The organism is Bradyrhizobium sp. Ghvi (assembly GCF_900115265.1).
In the GTDB taxonomy this organism is placed as follows: domain Bacteria; phylum Pseudomonadota; class Alphaproteobacteria; order Rhizobiales; family Xanthobacteraceae; genus Bradyrhizobium.
In genome coordinates this window covers 249,542-272,167 of record NZ_FOVU01000004.1, presented here as the reverse complement: position 1 = coordinate 272,167, position 22,626 = coordinate 249,542, and the positions used below count along the sequence as shown (strand labels likewise).

The 22,626-nt window shown below is 63.7% G+C and carries 19 protein-coding genes and 1 pseudogene; 9 read left to right on the top strand and 11 right to left on the bottom strand.

Annotated features, from left to right (window positions below; all coding sequences use genetic code 11):
• Positions 1–2: 2 nt before the first annotated feature.
• The gene (locus BM374_RS16695; protein ID WP_092294022.1) at positions 3–1,370 is read right to left on the bottom strand and encodes an APC family permease; all 1,368 of its coding nucleotides are present in this window, start codon (positions 1,368–1,370) and stop codon (positions 3–5) included.
• 355 nt (positions 1,371–1,725) lie between these two features.
• Between BM374_RS16695 and BM374_RS16690 the strand changes: the two genes are divergently transcribed.
• Entirely contained in the window at positions 1,726–3,048 is a 1,323-nt protein-coding gene (locus BM374_RS16690) for an alpha/beta hydrolase (protein WP_244552613.1), read from the top strand.
• Between the two features lie 35 nt (positions 3,049–3,083).
• Here BM374_RS16690 and BM374_RS16685 read toward each other — a convergent pair whose 3' ends face one another.
• Positions 3,084–3,476: a hypothetical protein gene (locus tag BM374_RS16685; RefSeq protein ID WP_092294017.1), complete on the bottom strand. Its 393-nt coding sequence runs from the start codon at positions 3,474–3,476 to the stop codon at positions 3,084–3,086.
• A 90-nt stretch (positions 3,477–3,566) separates the two neighbouring features.
• Entirely contained in the window at positions 3,567–4,742 is a 1,176-nt protein-coding gene (locus tag BM374_RS16680) for an MFS transporter (RefSeq protein ID WP_092294015.1), read from the bottom strand.
• A gap of 186 nt (positions 4,743–4,928) precedes the next feature.
• Between BM374_RS16680 and thrS the strand changes: the two genes are divergently transcribed.
• From thrS to BM374_RS16665, 3 genes are all read left to right on the top strand, one after another.
• A complete protein-coding gene (gene thrS / locus BM374_RS16675; protein WP_177248361.1) occupies positions 4,929–6,971 on the top strand; it encodes a threonine--tRNA ligase in 2,043 nt (680 codons plus the stop codon).
• A gap of 94 nt (positions 6,972–7,065) precedes the next feature.
• Positions 7,066–7,629, top strand: coding sequence for a nitroreductase family protein (locus BM374_RS16670; RefSeq protein WP_092294011.1), 564 nt, complete (start codon positions 7,066–7,068; stop codon positions 7,627–7,629).
• A 63-nt stretch (positions 7,630–7,692) separates the two neighbouring features.
• Positions 7,693–8,961 carry a serine hydrolase domain-containing protein gene (locus BM374_RS16665; protein WP_092294009.1) on the top strand — a complete coding sequence of 423 codons (1,269 nt, stop codon included), beginning with the start codon at positions 7,693–7,695 and terminating at the stop codon, positions 8,959–8,961.
• Here BM374_RS16665 and BM374_RS16660 read toward each other — a convergent pair.
• From BM374_RS16660 to BM374_RS16645, 3 genes are all read right to left on the bottom strand, one after another.
• Positions 8,947–11,409 (bottom strand): putative bifunctional diguanylate cyclase/phosphodiesterase, encoded by a 2,463-nt coding sequence (locus BM374_RS16660; protein WP_177248360.1) that lies wholly within the window; start codon positions 11,407–11,409, stop codon positions 8,947–8,949. The genes BM374_RS16665 and BM374_RS16660 overlap by 15 nt on opposite strands.
• Positions 11,410–12,347: 938 nt before the next feature.
• The gene (locus BM374_RS16650; protein ID WP_092294944.1) at positions 12,348–12,542 is read right to left on the bottom strand and encodes a hypothetical protein; all 195 of its coding nucleotides are present in this window, start codon (positions 12,540–12,542) and stop codon (positions 12,348–12,350) included.
• A 388-nt stretch (positions 12,543–12,930) separates the two neighbouring features.
• On the bottom strand, positions 12,931–13,998 hold the full coding sequence (locus tag BM374_RS16645; RefSeq protein ID WP_092294005.1) for an RgsD C-terminal domain-containing protein: 1,068 nt from the start codon (positions 13,996–13,998) through the stop codon (positions 12,931–12,933).
• A 246-nt stretch (positions 13,999–14,244) separates the two neighbouring features.
• On the opposite strand from BM374_RS16645, the gene BM374_RS16640 reads away from it, so the two are divergent.
• The gene (locus BM374_RS16640; RefSeq protein WP_092294003.1) at positions 14,245–15,273 is read left to right on the top strand and encodes a patatin-like phospholipase family protein; all 1,029 of its coding nucleotides are present in this window, start codon (positions 14,245–14,247) and stop codon (positions 15,271–15,273) included.
• A gap of 33 nt (positions 15,274–15,306) precedes the next feature.
• Here the strand turns inward: BM374_RS16640 and BM374_RS16635 are convergent, their stop codons facing one another.
• Positions 15,307–15,735 carry a CBS domain-containing protein gene (locus tag BM374_RS16635; protein WP_092294001.1) on the bottom strand — a complete coding sequence of 143 codons (429 nt, stop codon included), beginning with the start codon at positions 15,733–15,735 and terminating at the stop codon, positions 15,307–15,309.
• A 188-nt stretch (positions 15,736–15,923) separates the two neighbouring features.
• A complete protein-coding gene (locus BM374_RS16630; protein ID WP_177248359.1) occupies positions 15,924–16,850 on the bottom strand; it encodes a rhomboid family intramembrane serine protease in 927 nt (308 codons plus the stop codon).
• Positions 16,851–16,961: 111 nt separating this feature from the next.
• On the opposite strand from BM374_RS16630, the pseudogene BM374_RS38615 reads away from it, so the two are divergent.
• Positions 16,962–17,142, top strand: a pseudogene (locus tag BM374_RS38615) (GIY-YIG nuclease family protein); the annotation flags it as partial.
• A 447-nt stretch (positions 17,143–17,589) separates the two neighbouring features.
• Complete coding sequence (locus BM374_RS16625) at positions 17,590–18,144, top strand: PAS domain-containing protein (RefSeq protein ID WP_092293999.1); 555 nt, start codon at positions 17,590–17,592, stop codon at positions 18,142–18,144.
• 17 nt (positions 18,145–18,161) lie between these two features.
• Here the strand turns inward: BM374_RS16625 and BM374_RS16620 are convergent, their stop codons facing one another.
• Positions 18,162–18,551 (bottom strand): COG4315 family predicted lipoprotein, encoded by a 390-nt coding sequence (locus BM374_RS16620; protein WP_092293997.1) that lies wholly within the window; start codon positions 18,549–18,551, stop codon positions 18,162–18,164.
• 143 nt (positions 18,552–18,694) lie between these two features.
• Here BM374_RS16620 and BM374_RS16615 point away from each other — a divergent pair, with 143 nt between their 5' ends.
• On the top strand, positions 18,695–19,198 hold the full coding sequence (locus BM374_RS16615) for a GNAT family N-acetyltransferase (protein WP_092293995.1): 504 nt from the start codon (positions 18,695–18,697) through the stop codon (positions 19,196–19,198).
• 19 nt (positions 19,199–19,217) lie between these two features.
• Here the strand turns inward: BM374_RS16615 and BM374_RS16610 are convergent, their stop codons facing one another.
• Complete coding sequence (locus BM374_RS16610; protein WP_092293993.1) at positions 19,218–21,218, bottom strand: DEAD/DEAH box helicase; 2,001 nt, start codon at positions 21,216–21,218, stop codon at positions 19,218–19,220.
• Positions 21,219–21,501: 283 nt separating this feature from the next.
• On the opposite strand from BM374_RS16610, the gene BM374_RS16605 reads away from it, so the two are divergent.
• Entirely contained in the window at positions 21,502–22,011 is a 510-nt protein-coding gene (locus tag BM374_RS16605) for a hypothetical protein (protein WP_092293991.1), read from the top strand.
• Here BM374_RS16605 and BM374_RS37915 read toward each other — a convergent pair.
• Positions 22,008–22,523 (bottom strand): hypothetical protein, encoded by a 516-nt coding sequence (locus BM374_RS37915; protein WP_143270201.1) that lies wholly within the window; start codon positions 22,521–22,523, stop codon positions 22,008–22,010. The genes BM374_RS16605 and BM374_RS37915 overlap by 4 nt on opposite strands.
• Positions 22,524–22,626 lie beyond the last annotated feature (103 nt).

The following is a 22,626-nucleotide window of genomic DNA, read 5'->3' as shown; positions in this document are numbered from 1 at the left end:
GTCTATTCGCGATTATGTGAAGCGGCAGCGGCGATCGGCCGCCTACGGAAAACAGCATAAATCAACAAGCCCGAGAGCATGACGAGCATCCCCGACAGCGACTGCACGGGCCGCTCGGTCAAGAGGTAGTACATCATCGATGCGGTCACGAGCAGGAAAATGAGCGGCGTGAACGGATATCCCCAGGCGCGATACGGCCGCGGCAGATCGGGATCGGTGATGCGCAGCTTGATCACCCCGGCAACCGTGAAGAACGAGCAGAACAGCAGCGCGAACTGAATGAAGTCAAGCACCGCCTCGAAACTGCGCGTGAACAGCAAGAGATTGGCGACCGCGAGCTGAAACAGGATGGCGTAGGCCGGCGCGCCGCTCGCCGATTTCTTCGAGAACACGCGCAGCGCCGGAATGTCCTCCCCCATCGTCATCATCACGCGCGGCCCGATCCACATCATCGCGCTGATCGAGGAGACCAGGCCGACGCAGATCATCGCGCCGACGATCCGACCACCGAGATTGCCGAAGATGCTGCTGCCGGCCACGCTTGCGACATCGAGCTGGCCCGCCAGCGCGCTGATTGGCGTCGAGTGAAGAAATACCGCATTGAGCGCGACATACAGCACCAGCACGATCAGCGTGCCCGCAAGCAGCGCACGCGGCAGGCTCTGCTGCGGCGTGTTCATCTCGCCGATGATGTAGGTTGCGGCATTCCAGCCCGAGAACGAATACATCACGAAGACCAGTCCGATTGCGAAAGGCGCACTGACGATGTGGGCGAGATCGCCCGCCTGCGGCGCAAAGGAGATCGGCTGCGGGGTGCCGATGACGAATCCGGCGACGAGGAAAGCGACGATCAGCACGACCTTGAGGATGGTCGAGAACAGCTGGAACGTCGAGGAATGCCTGACGCCGGTCAATTGCACGATCGAGACCAGCCACACCACGCCGATCGCGAGCGGGATCGGCGGGAGATCGGGCATGACGGATTTGGCGTATTCGCCGAAAGCCATGGCCGCGAGTGCCACCGGTGCCGCGAAGCCGACCGTCGCCGAGACCCAGCCGGCGAGAAAACCGAACGCCGGATGATAGGCGCGGCCGAGGAAATTGTACTCTCCGCTCGAGCGCGGAAACATCGCGCCGAGCTCGCTGTAGGAGAACACGCCACACAGCGCGACGATGCCACCGATTGTCCACAGCGCAAGAATCGAGAAGCCGGAGGGAATGTCCTTGACCTGAAAGCCGAGGCTGGTGAAGACGCCGACCCCGATCATGTCGGCAACGACGATGGCGGTTGCGACCAGAACGGAAACCCCGGAGCCGCCCCCAGTCAGCCGCCCGGTCCAAGGCGCCGTTCCCGCATCTGATGCCGTCATCTGGGTCCTAAGCCTCAGGCGTCGCGCCTCGTGGGAGGCATCGTGCAGATTGCTGCAGTCAATTCAAGCAGGGTTAACAAGGGTTAAATGAGGCGGCCAAAATAGGTAATTAGCCACCCTAAACGCCCACGCTTGGGCGATAAATCCGTATTCGGCCGCCGAAATACGCGCATCCCTCCCACAATCGCGACACGATTGCGTGGTCTTTTTAATCGTTCCGGATGTGGGGGTTAGTTTCTCCGGACGCTTAACGTCGCCTAAACACCAGTCGGCTCAATTGTCTCAAAATTGCCGATGGTTCGTGACTTGGGGTCATGGGTGGATGGTCGGGGCCGTTCCGAAATTGAAAGCAGACATGCGTGCTGACCGGGCTGAGACGTCCCGGATGCGCGGCCGTGCGCTTCGGATCGCCCTGATCTCAGGCTTGGTGCCACTCTCGCTCACATTGGTTCAATGCGGCCAGTCGCCGAATCCGACAGCGCTTGCCGCGGGCTCTCAGGCCAATGTCCACGTCGTTGCCAAGACCAATCCCCAAACCTCCAATCCTCAAGCCAATAGACAAGTCGCAAGCGGCGACACTTTCGAAGATCGCTTTCCTGCCCCGCAATTCAAGGAGCGCTTCCCCTCGGCGGGCGAGAGTTTCCTGCAACGGCAGATGTCGGACTTCTCGCCCAAGCGCGCCGTGGAGCAACCGCCCCAACCGGAGCAGGCGTCCTACAAGGTCGCCTCCCTTGAGCCGCAGATCCCTTACAAGCGTCCACCGCGTGAGGACCTGACGACGCTCGTCAGCATGAAGTCCTCGGCCTTCCCCTATTTCGGCAACAACCCCGCCTCCGACGCGCCCTTCCTCAACATCTCCAAGGGCGACCGCCGCGGCCATCGCAGCTTCTCGGGGCGCGTGTTCTGGCAGGACGAGACTTACAATGACAGCCGCGTGCTGGTCCACGTCCCCGAGCATTTCGACGTGCGCAAGCCTGGCGTGATCGTGGTGTTCTTCCATGGCAATGGCGCGACGCTCGAGCGCGACGTGCGCGACCGCCAGCTCGTGCCGCAGCAGATCACTGCGTCCGGCGCCAATGCCGTGCTGCTTGCCCCCCAGATGGCCGTCGACGCGGCCGATTCCAGCGCCGGAAAATTCTGGCAGCCCGGTGGCCTCAAGCGCTTCATGGAGGAATCGGCGAACCATCTCGCCCGTCTCACCGGCGATCCCGACAGCGCGCGCGCCTTCGCCAGCATGCCGATCGTGATCGTCGGCTATAGCGGCGGCTTCCTGCCCACCGCCTGGAGTCTTGAGGTCGGCGGCATCAGCGATCGCGTCCGCGGCGTCGTGTTGCTCGATGCGGTCTATGGCGAGATGGACAAGTTCGCGTCCTGGATCGAAAGCCACCGCTCCGGCTTCTTCGTCAGCTCCTATACGCACTACACAGCAAGGCGCGACCGCGAACTGATGAGTATGCTCAGGCAAAAGGGCATCAGCGTCTCCGAGGAGATGGATGGCCCCTTGCGTCCCGGTAGCGTCGTGTTCGTCGAAACCGGCGATGGCATCACCCATCGCGATTACGTCAATCGCGCGTGGACGCAGTATCCGCTCAAGGACGTGCTGGTGAAGATGTCGGCAACGCCGGCGCTGGCACTCGCACGCGTCGCCAGTACCGCTTCGTCGGCATCGAGCCGATAATTTCAGCCCTCGTTCAGCTCTTCTTCAGCTCTTCTTCAGCTCTTGGGCAGCTTCGGAATGCTTTCGGCAAAGCCGTTGAAGCAGGCCAGACGCTCGTCCTCTTCCTTGAGGAAGCGGCAGTCGGCGACCCCCTTGGCCTTGGGCGCCTTGGGCTTCGGCGCCGGCGGAATGACCGCGTCGTAGCAGTTCAGACGGTCCTTGGTGCCGTCATCGATGTCGAGGCACGCCTGGAGCCGCACGGCAATCGATTGCGGCTTGCCTTTCGGTGCCGCCGCGGCCGGCTTGGCAGCGGCCTCCTTGGTCCCAGCCTTGGTCCCCTTGGGCTTCACCTGCACCAGCGGCTTGTCCCCCACCATCGGAGGCTTGTCGGTTTGCGCAAACGCGGAGGCTGAATAGAGCACCGCGGCAACCGCCAGAATCATCCTCATCTCAATCAACTCTCTTTGGTCCCCACAGCTGGCGTTCTAACGCTCTGACTCGCGGTTTGCCAAGCGCCTTGCGCGGACGAAAGGCGGGATTCAGGCCTTGGCGGCAGCCAGCGGACGGGGCCGGGTCACGATCACCAGGATCACCGCCAACACGACGAAACCGACCGCCACGAAGCCGAGCATATGCAGCTGCTCGCGGGCGAACAGGATCCCGCCAACGGCGGAGCCGACGGCCTGTCCGATATAGAGGACGGACGTATTGAGCGCGACGGTCGCCGATGCCAGGGACGGCGCGGCGGCGACCAATCGGACCTGCTGCATCGAATTGGTCGATGCAAAGCCAAGCCCCCAGACCGCGACCGCGACCGCCATCAGCACGAGCGTGCCGGCAACGAGCGCCCAGCCCGTCATCCCCGCAAGCAGGAGGCAAGTGAACAGCACGGAGGTTCGGTAAGGCCCCGCGGTGTCGACGATACGGGTCGCGATGACGAGGCCGAGAAAGCCGCAGACGCCGTAGAGCGCGAACACCAGGCCGATCGCATCGGGGCCGGCGCCGGTGAGCTTGTTGAGCAGCGGGCCCATATAGGTGAACACCACGAACTGCCCCGACATTTGCAGCATGGTGATCGCAAGCAGGAGCAGGATGATCCTGCTGCGGCCGACCTCGGCCCAGGTCTTCAGATCCACCGGGGCGCCCTTCAAACCTCCCGGCAGCCGCATCAGCAAGAACAGGAAGCTGACACAGCCGAGCGCACCGATCTCGACATAGGCGGCGCGCCAGCCATAGCGGCTGGCGATCAAGGTGATGAGCGGGAGCCCTGCGGCGGCCGCGAGCGACCAGCCCAGGAAAATGTAGGCAATCGTGCTGCCGCGCCGCTCGGCCGGCACGATCAGCGCCGCCGTGCCCGCGGCCTGCGGCGTGTATAGCGCGCCAACGGCGAGCATAACGAGGCGGATGGCGAGGAGGCTCGCATAGTCGGGCGCAAAGGCCGAAGCGAGATTGCCAAGGGCCAGCGCGGCGAGCGTCGTGGTGAGCAAAATCCGCCGTTCAATGCGGCTGGTCAGCCACGCCGTCAGCGGCGAACCGATGCACAACACGATCGCGCCAAAGGTGATGAGGAGCCCGGCAGCATGGATGCTGACATCGAGCCCGCTCGCCAATTCCGGCAGCATGCCCGCCGGCGCCAGCACCGAGCAGCCGGTGACAAGATTGCCGAGCATCAGGGCGGTAGGAGCGAAACGGCGGGCGGCGGGGGCATTTTCCATGCAAACGCATGTAGCGGCGGCTCGTGACAAGTTAAAGGGTACGGCGTCAAATAGTTGGCGCGCCGCCTCCGCTTTTGCGCGCCACTTTCTTGGAATTGCCGGATTGCGCAGGCCGAATCGCCTGATATATCGCTCGTTCCCGCTTACCTGCGCTCGTTCGCAGGAGTGAGCCTCAGGAGAAAAGCAATGTCCGACCAGCCCAAATCCGAATCCGGCTTTCAATATTCCCTCAGTAACCTGAAGCCCGTGAACCCCGCCGCCAAGATCACCCTCACCTTCCCCGACGGCGCCCAGCGCCAATATGACAAGGGCATCACAGGCCTCGAGATCGCCAAGGGCATCTCGCCGTCGCTGGCCAAGCGCACCGTTGCGATGGCGCTCGATGGCGTGCTCACTGATCTGAACGATCCGATCGAAGCCGACGCCAAGCTCAGGTTGGTCGCGCGCGACGAGCCGGAGGCACTCGAGCTGATCCGCCACGACTGCGCCCACGTGCTGGCGGAAGCCGTGCAGACGCTTTGGCCGGGCACGCAAGTGACCATCGGCCCGGTGATCGAGAACGGCTTCTATTACGACTTCTTCCGCAACGAGCCGTTCACGCCGGAAGACTTCGCCGCCATCGAAAAGAAGATGCGCGAGATCATCGCGCGCGACAAACCTTTCACGAAAGAGGTCTGGGATCGCGAGAAGACAAAACAGGTGTTCCGCGACAAAGGCGAGGCCTTCAAGGTCGAGCTGGTCGACGCCATCCCCGGCAACGAGCCGATCAAGATCTACTACCAGGGCGACTGGTTCGATCTCTGCCGCGGCCCGCACATGACATCGACGGGCAAGGTGGGCAACGCCTTCAAGCTGATGAAGGTGGCCGGCGCCTATTGGCGCGGCGATTCCAACAACCCAATGCTGACCCGCATCTACGGCACGGCCTTCGCCAAGCAGGAGGACCTCGATCTCTATCTGAAGCAGATCGAGGAAGCCGAGAAGCGCGACCATCGCAAGCTCGGGCGCGAGCTCGACCTCTTCCATTTCCAGGAGGAAGGTCCTGGTGTCGTGTTCTGGCATCCGAAGGGCTGGACCATCTTCCAGCAGCTGATCGCCTATATGCGCCGCCGCCTCACCGGCGATTACAGCGAAGTCAACGCGCCGCAAATCCTCGACAAGGTGCTGTGGGAGACCTCGGGCCACTGGGGGTGGTACCGTGAAAACATGTTCGCGGCCCAGTCCGCCGGCGACGAGGCCGAGGACAAGCGCTGGTTTGCGCTGAAGCCGATGAACTGCCCCGGTCACGTCCAGATCTTCAAGCACGGCCTGAAAAGCTACCGCGACCTGCCCTTGCGCCTCGCCGAGTTCGGGGTGGTGCATCGTTATGAGCCGTCGGGCGCCATGCACGGCCTGATGCGCGTGCGCGGCTTCACCCAGGACGATGCGCATATCTTCTGCACCGAGGACCAGCTGGCCGAGGAATGCCTGAAGATCAATGATCTGATCCTGTCGACCTATGCCGATTTCGGCTTCACCGGTGATCTCACCGTGAAGCTGTCGACGCGGCCGGAGAAACGCGTCGGCACGGATGCGATGTGGGATCACGCGGAGCGCGTAATGGCCACAGTGCTGCGCGAGATCCAGGCGCAGAACAATCACATCAAGACCGAGATCAACCCGGGCGAAGGCGCGTTCTACGGGCCGAAGTTCGAATATGTGCTCCGTGACGCCATCGGCCGCGACTGGCAGTGCGGCACCACGCAGGTCGACTTCAACCTGCCGGAGCGGTTCGGCGCCTTCTACATCGACCATGACGGCGGCAAGAAACCGCCCGTCATGGTGCACCGGGCAATTTGCGGCTCGATGGAGCGCTATATCGGCATCCTGATCGAGCACTATGCCGGCAACTTCCCGCTCTGGCTCTCGCCGGTGCAGGCGGTGGTCACAACCATCACCTCCGAAGGCGACGAATACGCCAAGGTGGTGCTGGAGCAGGCGCGGCGCGCGGGGCTTCGGGTCGAGATCGACCTGCGCAACGAGAAGATCAACTACAAGGTCCGCGAACACTCGCTGGCCAAGATCCCGGCGCTGCTCGTGGTCGGCAAGAAAGAGGCCGAGACGCATTCGGTCTCCGTCCGCCGGCTCGGCAGCGACGGCCAGAAGGTGATGACGACCGCGGAGGCCATCGCGGCGCTGGTCGACGAGGCGACCCCGCCGGATGTGCGGCGGGCACGCGGCGCGGTCTGATCCCCTGAAATCGATCTAAACTCGCTTCCGGTTGCGGGCGTGCATGCCTATCTGGGCATGGCACGCCCGACGACCAGCCGAAGAGACCATCACAATGCTTGACGCCATCGAACTCCTGAAGACCCGCCGCTCGGTCAAGCCGCGCGAGATGACCGGCCCCGGCCCCTCGCCGGCCGAGCTCGAAACCATTCTCACCATCGGCGCACGCGTACCCGATCACGGCAAGCTCGCGCCCTGGCGCTTCATCATTTTCGAGGGTGACGCCCGCCAGCGCGCCGGCGAGGTGATCGCCAAGGTCTTTGCCCGCAAGAATCCCGGCGCGCCCGCCGCCGATATCGAGACCGAGCGCAAGCGCCTCACCGATGCGCCGCTGGTGATCGGCATCGTCAGCTTCACCAAGCCACATCCGAAGGTGCCGGCGTGGGAGCAGGAATTGTCGGCAGGCGCCAGCGCCATGAACATCGTCACGGCTGCGACGGCTCTCGGTTATGGCGCGGCCTGGCTGACGGGCTGGTTCGCCTTCGACCGCGAAGTGCTTGATGGCCTCGGCCTCAAGGCGGACGAGAAACTCGCCGGCCTCGTCCACATCGGCAAGCCGACCAGGCCGAGCGAGGATCGTCCGCGGCCGGTCCTGTCTGACATCGTGACGCGTTTTTAATCGAAGACTTGTTGACGCTCCTGACGTCTTGCGGCTTTGTTCCCAGCGAGGGAGGAAGTCCGGATGAAGCGTCGTGAATTTCTGGTCGGGGCCGCGATGCTGGCCGGCACGATGGCACGGAGCCGCGCCGGCAACATCCCCGCCCCTTCCGCCGACGGGCTGAGACGCATCACCTCATTCTTCGAGAACGAGGTCACCACCGGTCGATTGCCGGGAGCGATCGTGCTGGTCCAGCAGCACGGCAAGCCTGTTTATTTCAAGATGTTCGGCGTACGCGACGTGAGGACGCGGCTGTCGATGACGCCGGACACGATCTTCGCGATCCACTCCATGACCAAGCCGATCACCAGCCTCGCTGCGATGATGCTGATCGACGAAGGCAAGCTCGCGCTCACCGATCCCGTCTCGAAATACGTCCCCCTCTTCGCCGGCACCAAGGTGGGACTCGAGGTCACCAAGCCCGACGGTTCGCTGGCGCTCGATCTGGTGCCGCCGATTCGTCCCGTGACGATCAGGGACCTGATGCGGCACACCTCCGGCATCAGCTACGACTATATCGGCGGCAAATGGGTCGAGCTCGCCTACAAGGAAGCCGACATCTTCGCCGGCCAGTTCGACAACCGCGAATTTGCCGACCGCATCGCCAAGCTGCCGTTGGCGCGGCAGCCAGGCACGTTGTGGCGTTACGGTCATTCCACCGATGTGCTCGGCAGTGTCATCGAGATCATCACCGGGCAGCCCCTGTATGAGGCGCTGAAGCAACGCATTCTCGATCCACTCGGCATGACTAGCACGAAATTCGTGCTGTCGACACCGGACGAGATCGAGCGCATGGCTCGGCCGCTGCCGAGCGACCAGATCCTGCTCGATGCCGAGCGCGAACGGCTCGCCCATCGGGAATGGCAATCCGGCGGCGGCGGCCTGCTCTCGACCATCACCGACTATCAGCGCTTTTCGCAGATGCTGCTCAACGGCGGCGAGTTCGAGGGCAAACGCTATCTCAGCCCGGCGGCCTTCAAGGACATGACGACCGATCAGATCGGACCGGGCTCCGGCGTCGGGCGCGACTATTTCTATTTCCCGGGCGATGGCTTTGGCTATGGCTATGGTCTCGCGGTACGCACCGATCCGGGCGACGCGAAACCGCCGCCGCCGGGATCGCTCGGCGAATTGAAATGGGACAGCGGCAGCGGCACGTATTTCGGCATCGATCCCAAGCTCGACATGGTCTACCTCCTGATGCAGCAGACCCAGAACGAGCGCGGCCGCATCACCCCGGCGTTCAAAGCGCTGGTCTACGATTGCTATCCCGAGGAGCTACGCCGCCCGTGAGGCCCGCTGGCCGAAATCGGCGAGCAGCTTTGCAATCTCCGCGGCAGGCCGCGCTGCGCTGAACAGGAATCCCTGCACCTCGTTGCAGCCTTCAGCGCGGAGCCAATCGAGCTGATCCTCGGTCTCCACGCCTTCCGCGGTCGTGGTGATATTGAGGCTGCGGCCGAGGCCGGAGATCGCGCGCACGATCGCGCCGCAATCGGGCCGCTCCGCCAGATCCTTGACGAAGGAGCGATCGATCTTGATCTTGTCGAACGGAAAGCTGCGCAGGTAGCTGAGGCTGGAATAGCCGGTGCCAAAGTCGTCCATCGAGATGCCGACGCCGAGCTCGCGTAGCTGATGCAGGATCGCGAGGTTCGCATCGGTCTCGGCGAGGAAGATCGACTCGGTAATCTCGAGCTCGAGCCGCCGCGCCGACAGCCCGGATTGCCCCAGCGCCGAGATCACGACCTGAACCAGATTGCGGCTGCGGAACTGCGCCGGCGACAGGTTGACCGCAACTTTCACGTCGGACGGCCACTTCACCGCTTCAGCGCAGGCCTCGCGCAGCACCCACTCGCCGAGCTGCGTGATCAGGCCGATGTCTTCGGCAACCGGGATGAACTCCGCCGGCGAGATCATGCCCTTGTCGGGATGACGCCAGCGCAACAGCGACTCGAAGCCGGAGATGCGATCGGAGGCGATCGATACCAGCGGCTGGTAGTGCAGCTCGAACTCGCCATTGGCAAAGGCGCGGCGCAGGTCGAGCTCCATGTCGCGGCGCTTCTGCGCCTGGAGGTCCATCTCGCGCTCGAAGAAATGATGCATGCCGCCGCCGTCGGATTTCGCCCGGTACAACGCCATGTCGGCGTTGCGCATCAACTCCTCTGATGTCACGCCGTCGCCCGGCGACAGCGCGATGCCGATGCTGGCGCCGATCACCATCTCCTGGCCCTCGATCTCATAAGGCGACTTCAGCATGTCGATGAGCAGGTTCGCGCAAGCGCTGGCCTCGTTCGGCGAGACGTCGGCCGCCAGAATGACAGCGAATTCGTCGCCGCCAAGCCGTGCCGCAAGATTGGCGCCGCGGACCGCAGTGGACAGGCGTTCTGCGACCTGCTTGAGCAGGCGATCGCCTGTGGGATGCCCGAAGGAATCGTTGATGTTCTTGAACAGGTCGAGGTCGATATAGAGCACGCCGACGCGCTTGCCGTCGGCCTGGTCGAGCGCCTGCTTCAAGCGCTCCCGGAAATATTCGCGGTTCGGCAGATCAGTGAGCCCGTCATGATGGGCCATGTGGGCGATCCGCGCCTCGGCCTTGCGGCGCTCGGTGATGTCGACCACCGCGACCAGATAGCCATCGCGATCGCCGAACGCGACGCGACGGCCGAATGTCAGCACCTCGATCTCGCTGCCGTCGGCGCGCAGGTGCCGCCAGTTACGCGAGGAATGATAGGCATCGCCGATGCGTTCGAGCGCCTCGGCGTGGCTGTCCCATTCGTCCTCGGGCCAGATCTCGTGCAACTTCATGCGCAGAAATACCGCGCGGCTATAGCCGTAATGCTGGACCGCGGCGTCGTTGACGCCAAGGAACTGCTTGGTCTCGGCGTCGAACACCCACATCGGCATCGGGTTGCTGTCGAACAGCAGGCGAAACGAGGCATCGCGCCGCTTCAGTGCGGTGACATCGGAGATTGTCAACGAGACCACGTCGGCGAATGCGGTGGCGCTGAGCCGGAGGCAGCGGCTGTCGTGCTCGATCTCGAGCTGCTCGCCGCGGCCGCCCGAGACCGCCTTGAGCAAGAACTCCACGATTTCGGGAGCGGCCAGCAACGTGCTGCCTTCGCCGATCCGCCGCCACAACAGGCCCGAGCTCTCGGCCTTCAGCAGCAGCGCCGCGCTCTTGTTATGATGCACAATCTGCAGATCGAACGGCTGGCCGGTAGCGTCGCGCAGCGTCGCCAGCGAGACCACCGCATCGTTAGTGGTAGCGAAAATCGCATCCAGCAGATTGTACTGCGCGCCGCGCTCGTTGACATAGACCCCCACGAGCCTGGCGCCCCAGCGGGAGGCCGTCGGCATTGCCAGCAGATCGTAAGTCCTGACCATGCCGTCGCGCACGCAATGTGCGCTGGCCTGGTACGGCTGTCCGTTGCGGAGCGCGCTCGCCACGGCTTCCGTCAGTGCAGTGGCGCAATCCGGCGACAGCTCCGCGACCGGAATGTCCCAACGCTCCTCGCCCAGCCATTTCTGCACGTAGCGTCCGCTGCGCGACAGCTCGAGCGTGCCCTCGCTCCTAAGCAGCGCGATGTGATCGGCCAGCCGTCCGAGACTGCCGAGCATGACGTCCTCATAGCGCGGCAGCAGGTCACCCGGCTTCAACGCCGCACGCCATTTGCGCTGAAGCACCGGGATGTCGTCAAACATTTCGGCGGCCGGTTTACCCAGCATCTTCTTCGCGGCACTCATTGCAGTCCCCAACGCACTTTCGCGCCGCATCCAAGGCAACCACACTTAATGCCTTGTAAAGAGCACACCGCCGCGGGTTCCGTTCGGCAATTATGACAGTTTTAAGTCGGGCGATGGTTAGCGCGTCTTAGAGACTATGACACTGCCTTGAAATGCGGTTTTGTCCCGGACGCGCTGCAGCGTTCTTAAGCTGCTACGCAAAGCCGGGTCCCAGGAAGCCACACGATACGCTGATGCATGGGCCCCGCTCTGCAGCGCACCGTCGAAGAGACGCTGCGCTGCGTCGGGGGCACGGACCTCTGTTTACGGTAGACATAACTGATCATCCTCGCGGCGCATCTCGCCCGAGCTTTGCTTCATCTCTTCGCCCTCTGATGAAAGAGGGCGCAGGGAAGACCGGGTGCTGGCTGGCACCCGCGGTCCACTGTGCGAAGGTTGCGCTACAAGAGGCTGCACAGCGGCATACAGGTGAAGCCGAAACATCCGGCCTTCCCTGCGCAGTGGTTTGACGGCTTATATCGTGATCTCCCCGGGGAGCGATGCACTATTGCCCCCGTCGCCTTGCAGATGGCTGATGCGTGCATCCGGTTGGATATCGCACATCACCACAAGACTTGGCGCACAGGCTCCGGGCGCCAGGACCACACGATTTTGCCGTACGCAGGAAACACACCGGTCGTGTGCGCGAGGCCCTCGCTCGCGGTTGCCCGCCCTGCGATTGCTCTTCGCGCCGATGTGACCTGCGCCCACCGCCGCCCGGCCCGCGTTCGTGACGATCGCGATACGTCCCTCTTCCATGGGCCGGGTTGCGCGACATATACGTCATTTCCGAATTTCGGTAAAGCGGAATATTTTGTCGAGACCGATTGACCGACCGCTCGTGTGTTTTGCCCGTCAGGCAGCGCAACGGCTTGATGCGCAGGGGTCGTTAGTCCCGACTAATCCTCGCTCGACGCCGCGAAGCGGTTGCTCAAGTAAGCCTGCGACAGCAGGAAGAACAGCGCGCGCTCGCCATGGTATTTGGCTGAGGGCCGCGAGCGCTCGAAGCCGTCGGCAAAAATCTTGCCGGACTGGTCGCAGACCTGCCACCGCCAACCGAACCGTTTGCGCCTGGTGAGGATCACTTCGAACATGCCGACGCGCTTGGTCCTCTTGCTCCTTCCGATCGCGAGCCTACCCAAGGCTGCGCCGGCGTCCCCCATTGGACGGACGCTCGACATATAACGCGTCAGGACGGAAAGCGAACGAAATTGATTGTCGGAAATATGTATCTTGCACCGGTTATTGCGTAGTCGCGACGCCCCACAATAGGCCGATGCCGCCGGTGATTTGCTGATTTTGCAAGCGCCGTTCGGCGGCGCTGACCGGGAGCCCTTGCAGCTCATTCATCAGGTGAGCGCCTACTTACCTCTCGTATTCCATTAGAGGTAACGGGAGGTGGCGTCTTCGTGCGCTGAACGAGAGTTGAGGCGAAGTCCCCAATGGGAACGAGCCGCGCTGCACTGGCGAGCCCAAGCAGCGCTAGCGCGCCACGACTTCGACTTCGCCGTCGACGCCGTTCACGACATTGAAACCGCGCTCGTAGACCTTGCCCTCGTTCTTGGCGATGGCGCGGTATTCGCCTTCGGAGAGCACGACGCGTGGAAAGGCGCCGATCGATTCCTTGATGACGTCGCCGCCCGGCGTCAGAACCGACCAGGCGGTGTTGGCGAGCGCCTCGCCGCCCTTGTCGCTGACGAGCTTGAGCGTGATCACGGCGGCACGGTGGGTGATGGTGACGTCGGTGAGCTTGCCGGCCTGGACACGGATGTCCGAGCGAACCACCGAATTGGCATCGCCGTAATTGGAGATGATGTAGTAGGTCCCCTCCGGGATCAGCACGACGTCGCCGGCGGCGACGTTCGGCACCAGCGCGGCGCGCTCACCCGATTCGAACTGGCTGCCCTTGTAGATCGCGAACGAGATCTGGTTCTGCGGGATGCGGCTGGTGCCGACGCGCCCCTCGATGCGCAGGCCCCCGGCCGGCAGCACGAAGGACTCGCGGTCGGTCTCGGCTTTCAGGCTGACGGTGCGCACCGCGCTGACAAGACCGAAGGCGACGTGCACGACGTAATTGCCGGGCGGCAGCACGATATTGGGCGTGGCGTTACGGTCCTCACGGATCAGCTTGAAGGTGCCGTTCTCATCGGGACGGTCGGCAAAAACCCGCCAGACCAGGCCACTGGTGATTGCAGGCGTGTCCTTGCCGTATTTGGCCGACAGCGACAGCACGGCCTGCCCGGGCGCGGCCGCGTTCAGGGGGGCCGCCGGCGGCACGGACGTCACCGCGGGCGGCATGCTGGGCGAATTCGGCTGGGTCAGGGTCGGCGGCAGGCTCGGACCGGCGCCGAGACCTGAGGGCGGCGCCAGGCTGACGGCGCCGCCGGGGTCAGGCACGGAAGCGGGCGGCACCGGCGGCGGACGATCCGAGAAAAGCTGCGCCTGAGCGGCATTTTGGCCCAAAGCAACGAGGCACATAGCCAAGACAAGCGCCGGCAGCAGCCTGCCGCTGCGCCGCCATCCGATGATGCCGTCACCCCCTGGAGTCATGCCCCCTGCTTTTCACCGAAAACGCGGCAAATTCAAGCCTCTAAAACCCTGGGAAATACGGCTTCGCGGCCGACCTTTGGAACCCGGTTGACGCTTGCGTGATTACATCAGAGGCAACCAGCCCTCGCCACACTCCTGCCCCCTGCGTCTCGAACGCTTGTAAACCAAGCTTGGCCATCGTTCTGGCGAAGCGGGAGCGCGGTGCCTACTCTGGAATGAGGGCTGGCCCGGAGTAGGAGAGTTTCGGTGCTGGATATCTTGAAAGGTCGTGGCGTGAACGGTGCGAATGGCGAGAAGGTCGGCCTCGGCAGCATCCGACGTCCCGTCCTCGGCCTTGCGCTGGGAGGCGGCGCGGCGCGCGGCTTTGCCCATATCGGCATCATGAGAACACTGCTGGCCAACGGCATCGTGCCCGATGTGGTGGTCGGCACCTCGATCGGCGCGGCAGTCGGGGGCGCCTATGCGGCCGACCGGCTCGACGCGCTGGAAGACTGGGCGCGCAGCCTACAAGGCGTGCGCAACATCCTCGGCTATCTCGATATCCGCCTCAACGGTTCGGGCCTGATCGGAGGCGAGAAGCTCGCAAACCGACTGGAGGAATCGATCGGTCAGACCCTGATCGAGGACCTCCCGATGAAATACGCCTCGGTCGCGACCGAGGTCCGCACCGGCCATGAGATCTGGCTGACGCGCGGCCGTCTGGTGGAGGCGATGCGCGCGTCCTACGCGCTGCCCGGCATCTTCTCGCCTGTGATGATCGGCGACCGCTGGCTGGTCGACGGCGCACTGGTGAACCCGGTGCCGGTTTCGGCGGCGCGGGCGCTCGGCGCCGAGATCGTCATCGCCGTCAACCTGTCCACCGACGTGTTCACGCATTCAACGACGATCCATGCGCACGGCGCGATGCCCGCGCCTGATGTACCCATCACCGAGGAGCCACCGGCCAAGCGGCGCTTTCCGCGCATCTTCTCGCCGGAGAAAACCGTCAAACGCGAATTCTTCGGCAGCGCCGGACGTCCCGGCATTTCGTCGGTGATGGTGGATGCCTTCAATATCATGCAGGACCGCATCACCCGCGCACGGCTCGCCGGTGATCCGCCGGACCTGCTGATCACACCGCGGGTCGGCCAGTTCGGCTGGTTCGATTTCCACCGCGCCGAGGACCTGATCGGGCACGGCGCGCGTGCCGCCGAACGTGCCCTGGAGTCGATCCAGGAAACAATCGACGTGCTGGCGCCGGCGCCGAAAGGCGCCGCGCCAAAGGCCGCGGAGTAGAGGCGGTCGGATAAAGGCGACGCTGAAGGCGGCTCAGGCCGTCTTGATGTAATCGCGCAGGGCTTCCTGCTCGGACTCGTATTCCTGGACGCGGCGCTTGACGATGTCGCCGATCGAGATCAGGCCGACGACCTTGTTGTTCTCGAGCACCGGAAGGTGGCGGAACTTGCCTGTGGTCATCATCTCCATGAGCTCGGCGACCGTATCGGTCTCCTTGCAGGTGACGACCTTGCGGGTCATGACCTGGCTTACCGGCTCTTCCAGCACGCCGGCACCGCGCTCGCCGAGCACGCGAACGATGTCGCGCTCCGACAGGATGCCCTCGAGCCGGCTCTGATTCATCACCAGCACCGCGCCGATCTTCTTCTCACCAAGCAGTTTGACCGCGGCGGCCAGCGTCGCGTCGGGCTCGACGCTCATGATCTGGTGGCCCTTGGTGTTGAGAATGGAACGTACCGTCATTGTCGCCTCCCTGAATCGGATCCGTCCGCTTTGCGCGGTCCGGACTTGTTCGCGAGTCTTCAACTAACAGTTTTGGCGCCGGTTTCACGCTCGTGCGCTTTGCGAAGCAAAGCCTCTACAGGCTTGTCGCTTCAAAACATTCTTCCCGGGAATGATGAATGAATTTGGGCTGCGCTGCAAGCGCCGCTTCAAATACCGTTTGAAATGTCCTGTGATGACGCATCCGCAGCATCATCGTTTCGCACGCGCGGCACGGGATCGAACAGCGCGAACAGCAACAGCCCTGCGAAGAAGCCGCCGATATGCGCCTGCCAGGCAACGCCTGCGCTATCGCCGTCGACGCCGATCCCGCTGGCACCGAAGATGAAGTTGACTGCGAACCACACGCCGAGGAAGCCGATGACCCGGCCGTCGCGCAGGGCATGTAACAGCGGCAGCGCCGGAACCTTCGCGGCGGTATCGGCATCCGAACGGCTGAACGACAGGAAGCTGCCGTGCACGAAGGCGAACCGGATGGCCGCCGCCATCGCGCCCGAGACCGAGGCGGAAGCGCCGATCATCGGCACCACCGCGTGCTCGTGGGTGACGAGATGGGCGAGCGCGCCGGCCGCCGCCGTCACCGCCAGGAATACGAAGAAGCGCAAGCCGCCAAATCGTCTCGCCAACGCGCTGCCGAACGGCAGCAGCCACAGCACATTGAAGGCGAGATGGGTGAGATTGGCATGCAGCAGCGAATAGGTGACGAAGGTCCAGACCTTGGCCCCGGTGCCGCCCTCGAATTGCAGATTAACCAGCGAGGAATCGTACCGCTTCGGGATGAATCCGAAGGCGTCGATGGTCCAGTTATCCAGCTCCGGCGGCAGCAGCACCCGCAGATGGATCAGCGCCAGGAGGACGACATAAGCCGTCAGTGGCCACGGCAGCGTCAGGATCGGCTCGCGGGGCGCCTCGTCGACGACGACCGGCTGATCCGATGGGGGTTGTGGCGGGGAATCCAAGGCGGTTTTGGCTTTCAGGCGATCGAAGCGACAAGCTTGCAGATAGTCGCCTTTGCCGGCCTTGCGCAAGTGCACAAAAAGAAAAGGCAGGGGGATGCGCGATTGCCCCGTGGTCATCTCGTGTCCCGGACGCGGTGCGGCACGAAGTGACGCGCCGCAGAGCCGGCCCAGCTTGGCTACAACCACCAATTGTGCAATCTTAGGAGTCTCGGATAAATCTCACGTCCTATGCAAACCGCCTTCTTCGTCTACATCCTCGCGAGCAAACGAAACGATACGTTGTATGTCGGCGTCACCAATGACCTTGCGCGCGCGCGAGCATTCGATGAAGCGATGGCGTCGTGCCTGGAAACTTAAGCTGATCGAAGATTCCAATCCCGATTGGCGCGACCTGACCGACGAATTGAATGCCTTAGCTGTCCCGGCTCTGCGCAGCAGCGTCAAGACGCTGCAGCGCGCCCGGGACACGAGGGAGGGTGTCTGAAAAAGGAAAAGGCAGGGCCCTGGGAAAGCCCTGCCTTTTCGTGTCAGCCTTTCCGGCACTGCGGAAGAACAAGGTGTATCCCCCTCCCCGCGGCCAGTGACCAAACTGTTTGACGCCCGTGTACAGGCCTCGCCGAGAACCTGGGAAAAGAGGCGAGGCTTGCGATCGCGATCACTCTAACAGGCGCGATGCGGAGCGAAAGCGCATAGTTAATTTAACGTTAACGACGCAAAGGCAGCGCGCGCGGTGCCGAAAACAGCCCTGCGGCATGGACGCTGCAATTCCCCTCCTGCACAACATCAATGGGATCTCGGGTGCGCTGAAGCGGGACAGGTCTGTCCCACGACGTTGCGCCGAGAATGAGCGTCAGTCATGAAACATCCATCGAGCCGCGCGTTCTTCGCGTATTGGGACAAGAAGCGCGGCAGCGCGCGGGCCCCCGATCGGGCCGATATCGACCCGGCCGCCGTGCGCGAGTTGCTGGGCGACATCTTCGTCCTGTCCTGCGACCCGAACACAGGCTTTCCGTTCCGCGTCGCCGGCACCCGCGTCTGCGCCCTCGCCGGATGCGATCTCAAGGACCAGGGCTTTGCCGCGTTGTTCACCGATGCTAGCCGCAGCGAGATCGAGGAAATCGCAACCGTCGTCGCCGACGAGACACTGGGTGCCATCGCCGGCATCACGGCGCGACGCGAGGACGGCAGCAAGGCCTATCTCGAGCTGCTGCTGCTGCCCTTCAACGCGCGCCCGCACACGCCGGTGAGCTTGACCGGCGTGCTCGCGCCGTTCGACGACGAATGCGGCGCGCTTTCAGCCTTCGCCGTCACCTCCTGGCGCTATCTGCACCAGCCGGAGAAATTGCTGCCGCGCGCGATCCGCAAACTGCAGATCGCACGCGGGCTGATGGTGTATGAGGGGCTGCGCTAGTCAGCCTCCCATTCAGCTCACGGCATCGCCAGATGCCAGGCGCCGTTCAGGAAACCGTCCCCGGTGATGTCCCCGGGCTTGGTGTCCTTGGCAAACGTGTAGAGCGGCTTGCCCTTGTGGGCCCATTGCTTGGAGCCGTCGTCACGGGTGATGATGGTGTAGCCTTCGCCGGCGGCATCGCTCGCCTCGGCCTTCAGCGCCGGCCAGTTTGTCGCACACGGGCCGTTGCAGGCCGACTTGCCATCCATGTCCTTGTCGAAAGTGTAGAGCGACATGCCCTTGGCATCGGTGAGCACGCTGCCCTTGTCGGTCTTGCCGGTCTTGGTAGGCGGCGCTGCGACCGCAGCAGTGGTGATCGCCAGCGAGGCTGCGAGCGTGAACGCGAGGCAGATCGAGGATGTCGTCATGGTGTCTCCTGTCATGCAATTGGCTTGCACGAGGTAGGACGCCGTATCACGCGCACTATTCCTCGAAGCCGGGCAAAGATATTTTCGGCTGCGCGCACGAACGCGACGGAATAAATTGGGGTGGTTGATACGGAACAGGAAAGATGAGCAAGCCGCATTGGCGCCATGCGCACGCCACCGACCTCGAGGCCGTCAGCGCGATCGCGACGCGGATTCACCCGGATCTCTCCGAACGCCCCGAAGTGCTCGCTGAAAAGATGCGGCTTTACCCGGACGGTTGCCGCGTGCTCGCCGCAGACAACGAGATCGCGGGCTACGGCCTTGCGCATCCCTGGATTCAATACCGCATCCCGCCGCTCGACGGTTTCCTCGAACGGCTGCCCGATGGTGCCGACTGCCTCTACGTGCACGACGTCGCCGTGCTGCCTGACTTCCGCGGCGGCGTGGCGCGCGCCTATCTCACGGAGATCGAACAGCTCGCACGATCATCGGGCATCACGACGCTTGCGCTGGTCTCAGTCTATGGCACGCGCGTGCTGTGGGAGCGTTTCGGCTTCCAGCCCGTCGCAGCTGACGGCGCACTGCGCGACAAGCTCTCGTCCTACGGCGCGAGCGCGACCTATATGCTGCGCGATCTCACTGCATAAGCCACTCGCCCACCGCCGCTCAACCGCGGTGCTTCTTCCTGCCCTTCTTTCCGGAGGCACCCGGCCATTCGGTGACCGACGGGGCATACTTGGCGTCACCGGATCTGTTTCCGAATGTCTTGTTCTTCTTTCCGAACGCCGGTTTGCCCGATTTCCCGCCCTCGTGGGATTTAACGTGCGGCTTGGCGTGCGGCTTGCCCTGATGCTTGGCGTCAGGCTTTCGCCGCGGCCTGTCGTGATGCTTCGGCTCACCGGCATTCCAGGGATCGTCGCTGCGGCGGACGACATGATCGCCGTCCCTTTCATCGCGCCGCGGAGCGTGTGAGCCCTTCTCCGCCGACGCCTTCGCTTGCAGCGTCCCCGTCATCGGCTCGATGCGGATACTATCTTCCTTGTCCGGACGCTTGACCTTGACGGCGAAGGACTCGGCGACGCGCTCGGAGATCTCGAACTCGGTGGTGGTGTCCATGATCTTGATCGCGCCGATGTCGCGCTTGTCGATGCCGCCGCGGCGGCAGATCATCGGCAGCAACCAGCGCGCCTCCGCATTCTTGCGGCGGCCGATGGCGGCGCGGAACCAGACGGTGGGCTCCGCCATGACATGCTTCGACGATGCCTTCCCCGGTTTGGCGCGGGTCTTATCGGACCGGTCGTCGCCACGCGGTGCGCGATCCTCGCGGTGACGGTTCTCCCGCCGTCCGCGATCCTCGCCGGGATCGACGATGTCTTCGGGCGACGGCAGCCGGGCGCGATAAAGTCGCGCAAGGGCCGCGGCGATCTCCTCGGCCGAACGCTCTGCCAGCAGGGCCTGCGCCAGCGACAGATCCTCTGATGTCGTCTCCTCGGTGAAAACAGGATCCTTCAACATGCGATCGTGATCGAGCTTGCGGATCTCATCGGCCTGCGGCGCCGAACCCCAGATGGCTTCAGTACCGGACAAATTCAGCAGCAGCTCAGCACGCCGCCGCCGGGCCGGCGGCACCAAGAGGACGCTGACACCCTTGCGGCCTGCACGTCCGGTACGGCCCGAACGATGCTGCATCACTTCGGGATCGTTCGGCAGATCGGCGTGAATGACGAGATCGAGGCTCGGCAGGTCGATGCCGCGCGCGGCCACGTCGGTCGCCACGCAGACGCGGGACCGCCCGTCGCGCAAAGCCTGGAGCGCATGGGTGCGCTCGTTCTGCGTCAACTCGCCCGACAGCGCGACGACGGAGAAACCACGTTCCAGCAGCGCCGCCTGCAAATGCCTGACGGCATCGCGCGTGTTGCAGAACACCAGCGTGCTCGGCGATTCATGGAATCGCAGGATGTTGACGACGGCATGCTCGACATCACCAGCCGCGATCCTGATGGCGCGGTACTCGATATCGGCGTGACCGCCTTCGTCGCCCGCGACCTCGATCCGGAACGCATCCTGCTGATACTGCTTGGCGAGCGCCACGATGCCGCGCGGGAACGTCGCCGAGAACAGCAGCGTGCGGCGCGTCTCCGGCGTGGTCTCGAGGATGAACTCCATGTCCTCGCGAAAGCCGAGATTGAGCATTTCGTCGGCCTCATCAAGGACGACAACCTTCAATTCCGAGATGTCGAGGCGGCCCCGCCGCAGATGATCGCAAAGGCGGCCGGGTGTGCCGACGACGATATGGGCGCCTGCCGCAAGCTCGCGCTGCTCGCGGCGCGGGTCCATGCCGCCGACGCAGGAGACGACGCGCGCCGCAGCATGCTCATAGAGCCAGGTGAGCTCGCGCTGGACCTGCAAGGCGAGTTCGCGGGTCGGAGCGACGATCAGCGCGAGCGGTGCGGCGGCCTGCCCGAACCGCTCGGCATCACCGAGCAGATCCTTGGCCATGGCCAAGCCGTAAGCAACGGTCTTGCCCGAGCCGGTCTGAGCCGACACCAGGAGGTCGCGGTCGATCGCCTCCGCGCCGAGCACGGCGAGCTGAACCGGGGTCGGAGAATCGTAATTGCGCTCAGCCAGGGCACGGGCGAGCGGCGGGGTCAGGGCCGGAAAAGACACGAGATGGGAAACCTTGGTTGGTCGGGGCGCGGAACGGAAAGCCGAGGCCCGACGCTGCACTCACAGCAATAGGCCCGGTCACACCCACGATGATCTTGATTTGGACGCTCTTTACGCCAGCAGCGGCCAAATCACCATGCCTTTGATGCATGGCATTGGTGACAGGGTGAACAGGCCCGGGAGGCTCGGCCAGCCGTTTTGGCGCGCTTTTGATCGGAAACGGCAGATTTTTGCAGTCATCTTACCTAGATTGCGCGAGATTGGACGTTATCGAGACGGATGTATGAGCACATCGGGCGAACGGCACTGCGGCGACTGCACGCTTTGCTGCAAGGTGATGGCCATCGAGGCGCTTACCAAGCCGCCGGGCACCTGGTGCGCGCATTGCAAGCCCGGCCGCGGCTGCGCGATCTATGCCGACCGGCCTGTCGAATGCCAAAGCTTCAGCTGCCTCTGGCTCGTCAATGATCTCCTGGAGGAACGCTGGAAGCCGAACCGCTCAAAGCTCGTTCTGACCACATCGGAGGACGGCATCGAAGTCCGCTGCGACCCGGGCTCGCCCAATGCTTGGCGCAAGGAGCCCTACGCCACCGACATCCGCGCCTGGGCCGCCGAGGGCGAGCGCAACGACATGACGGTCGTCGTCATCGTTGGCCAGCGCATGATCCTGATTACGGCGGAGCATGAATTCGATCTCGGCATCGTCGGGCCGGACGAACGCATCTTACGCGAGCTGGAGGGCACCAAGGTCGTCGGCGCGAGCGTGAAGAAGGCTGCCAAGGTGCGATTCTAGTCCCTTGACGTCACCAACAATCTGCTGACGCTGCCCGTAAGTCTCGTTCTGAGCCGCGCGACATAGTCTTTCGCTGCGCGGCTCAAGGCGCGGATGGCACGCCAGGCCTCGGTTGCCTGCAGCCACGCCCTCATCTCCGTGAACTTACCATACACCCAGGCGAACGCAGGAATCCGCATCAGCTTGTCACGCGTGAGATGAAACAGGCGCTCGACAAGCACCAGCTTCAGCAGCTCGCAGCCGATGAACGCCGCCACACCGCTCAGGAACTGGCCGGTCGCGACCAGGTACGCGGCCAGGGGCTTGATCGGCTCCAGAATGATCACCGGCACGGAAAACAGCGCGAGCGAGGGATAAGGCGGCAGCGATTTGATCCAGGCGCGCAGCCGCTTGAACTCGAAATGCCGCGCCAGCCACCGCGAGATCGGCAGCGCCACGGCCATGAACACCGCATCTATCAGGAAGTAGACGGCCGCCAGGACGTAGGTGATGGGTTCCAGGATTCGCTTCACGATACCTCTCCCGTGAACTGAAAGCCGGAACCTGGGCCTAAGTTTCACCATTGCGTGGATCAATCGCGGATTCCCTGTGGAACTTTCGGGACATTCGGTTCGG

Bases quoted from the DNA above. Each gene is read 5' to 3' on its own strand.
- BM374_RS16695 (WP_092294022.1), bottom strand. From the start codon at position 1,370: ATGACGGCATCAGATGCGGGAACGGCGCCTTGGACCGGGCGGCTGACT.
- BM374_RS16690 (WP_244552613.1), top strand. From the start codon at position 1,726: ATGCGTGCTGACCGGGCTGAGACGTCCCGGATGCGCGGCCGTGCGCTT.
- BM374_RS16685 (WP_092294017.1), bottom strand. From the start codon at position 3,476: ATGAGGATGATTCTGGCGGTTGCCGCGGTGCTCTATTCAGCCTCCGCG.
- BM374_RS16680 (WP_092294015.1), bottom strand. From the start codon at position 4,742: ATGGAAAATGCCCCCGCCGCCCGCCGTTTCGCTCCTACCGCCCTGATG.
- thrS (WP_177248361.1), top strand. From the start codon at position 4,929: ATGTCCGACCAGCCCAAATCCGAATCCGGCTTTCAATATTCCCTCAGT.
- BM374_RS16670 (WP_092294011.1), top strand. From the start codon at position 7,066: ATGCTTGACGCCATCGAACTCCTGAAGACCCGCCGCTCGGTCAAGCCG.
- BM374_RS16665 (WP_092294009.1), top strand. From the start codon at position 7,693: ATGAAGCGTCGTGAATTTCTGGTCGGGGCCGCGATGCTGGCCGGCACG.
- BM374_RS16660 (WP_177248360.1), bottom strand. From the start codon at position 11,409: ATGAGTGCCGCGAAGAAGATGCTGGGTAAACCGGCCGCCGAAATGTTT.
- BM374_RS16650 (WP_092294944.1), bottom strand. From the start codon at position 12,542: ATGTTCGAAGTGATCCTCACCAGGCGCAAACGGTTCGGTTGGCGGTGG.
- BM374_RS16645 (WP_092294005.1), bottom strand. From the start codon at position 13,998: ATGACTCCAGGGGGTGACGGCATCATCGGATGGCGGCGCAGCGGCAGG.
- BM374_RS16635 (WP_092294001.1), bottom strand. From the start codon at position 15,735: ATGACGGTACGTTCCATTCTCAACACCAAGGGCCACCAGATCATGAGC.
- BM374_RS16630 (WP_177248359.1), bottom strand. From the start codon at position 16,850: ATGACCACGGGGCAATCGCGCATCCCCCTGCCTTTTCTTTTTGTGCAC.
- BM374_RS16625 (WP_092293999.1), top strand. From the start codon at position 17,590: ATGAAACATCCATCGAGCCGCGCGTTCTTCGCGTATTGGGACAAGAAG.
- BM374_RS16620 (WP_092293997.1), bottom strand. From the start codon at position 18,551: ATGACGACATCCTCGATCTGCCTCGCGTTCACGCTCGCAGCCTCGCTG.
- BM374_RS16615 (WP_092293995.1), top strand. From the start codon at position 18,695: ATGAGCAAGCCGCATTGGCGCCATGCGCACGCCACCGACCTCGAGGCC.
- BM374_RS16605 (WP_092293991.1), top strand. From the start codon at position 21,502: ATGAGCACATCGGGCGAACGGCACTGCGGCGACTGCACGCTTTGCTGC.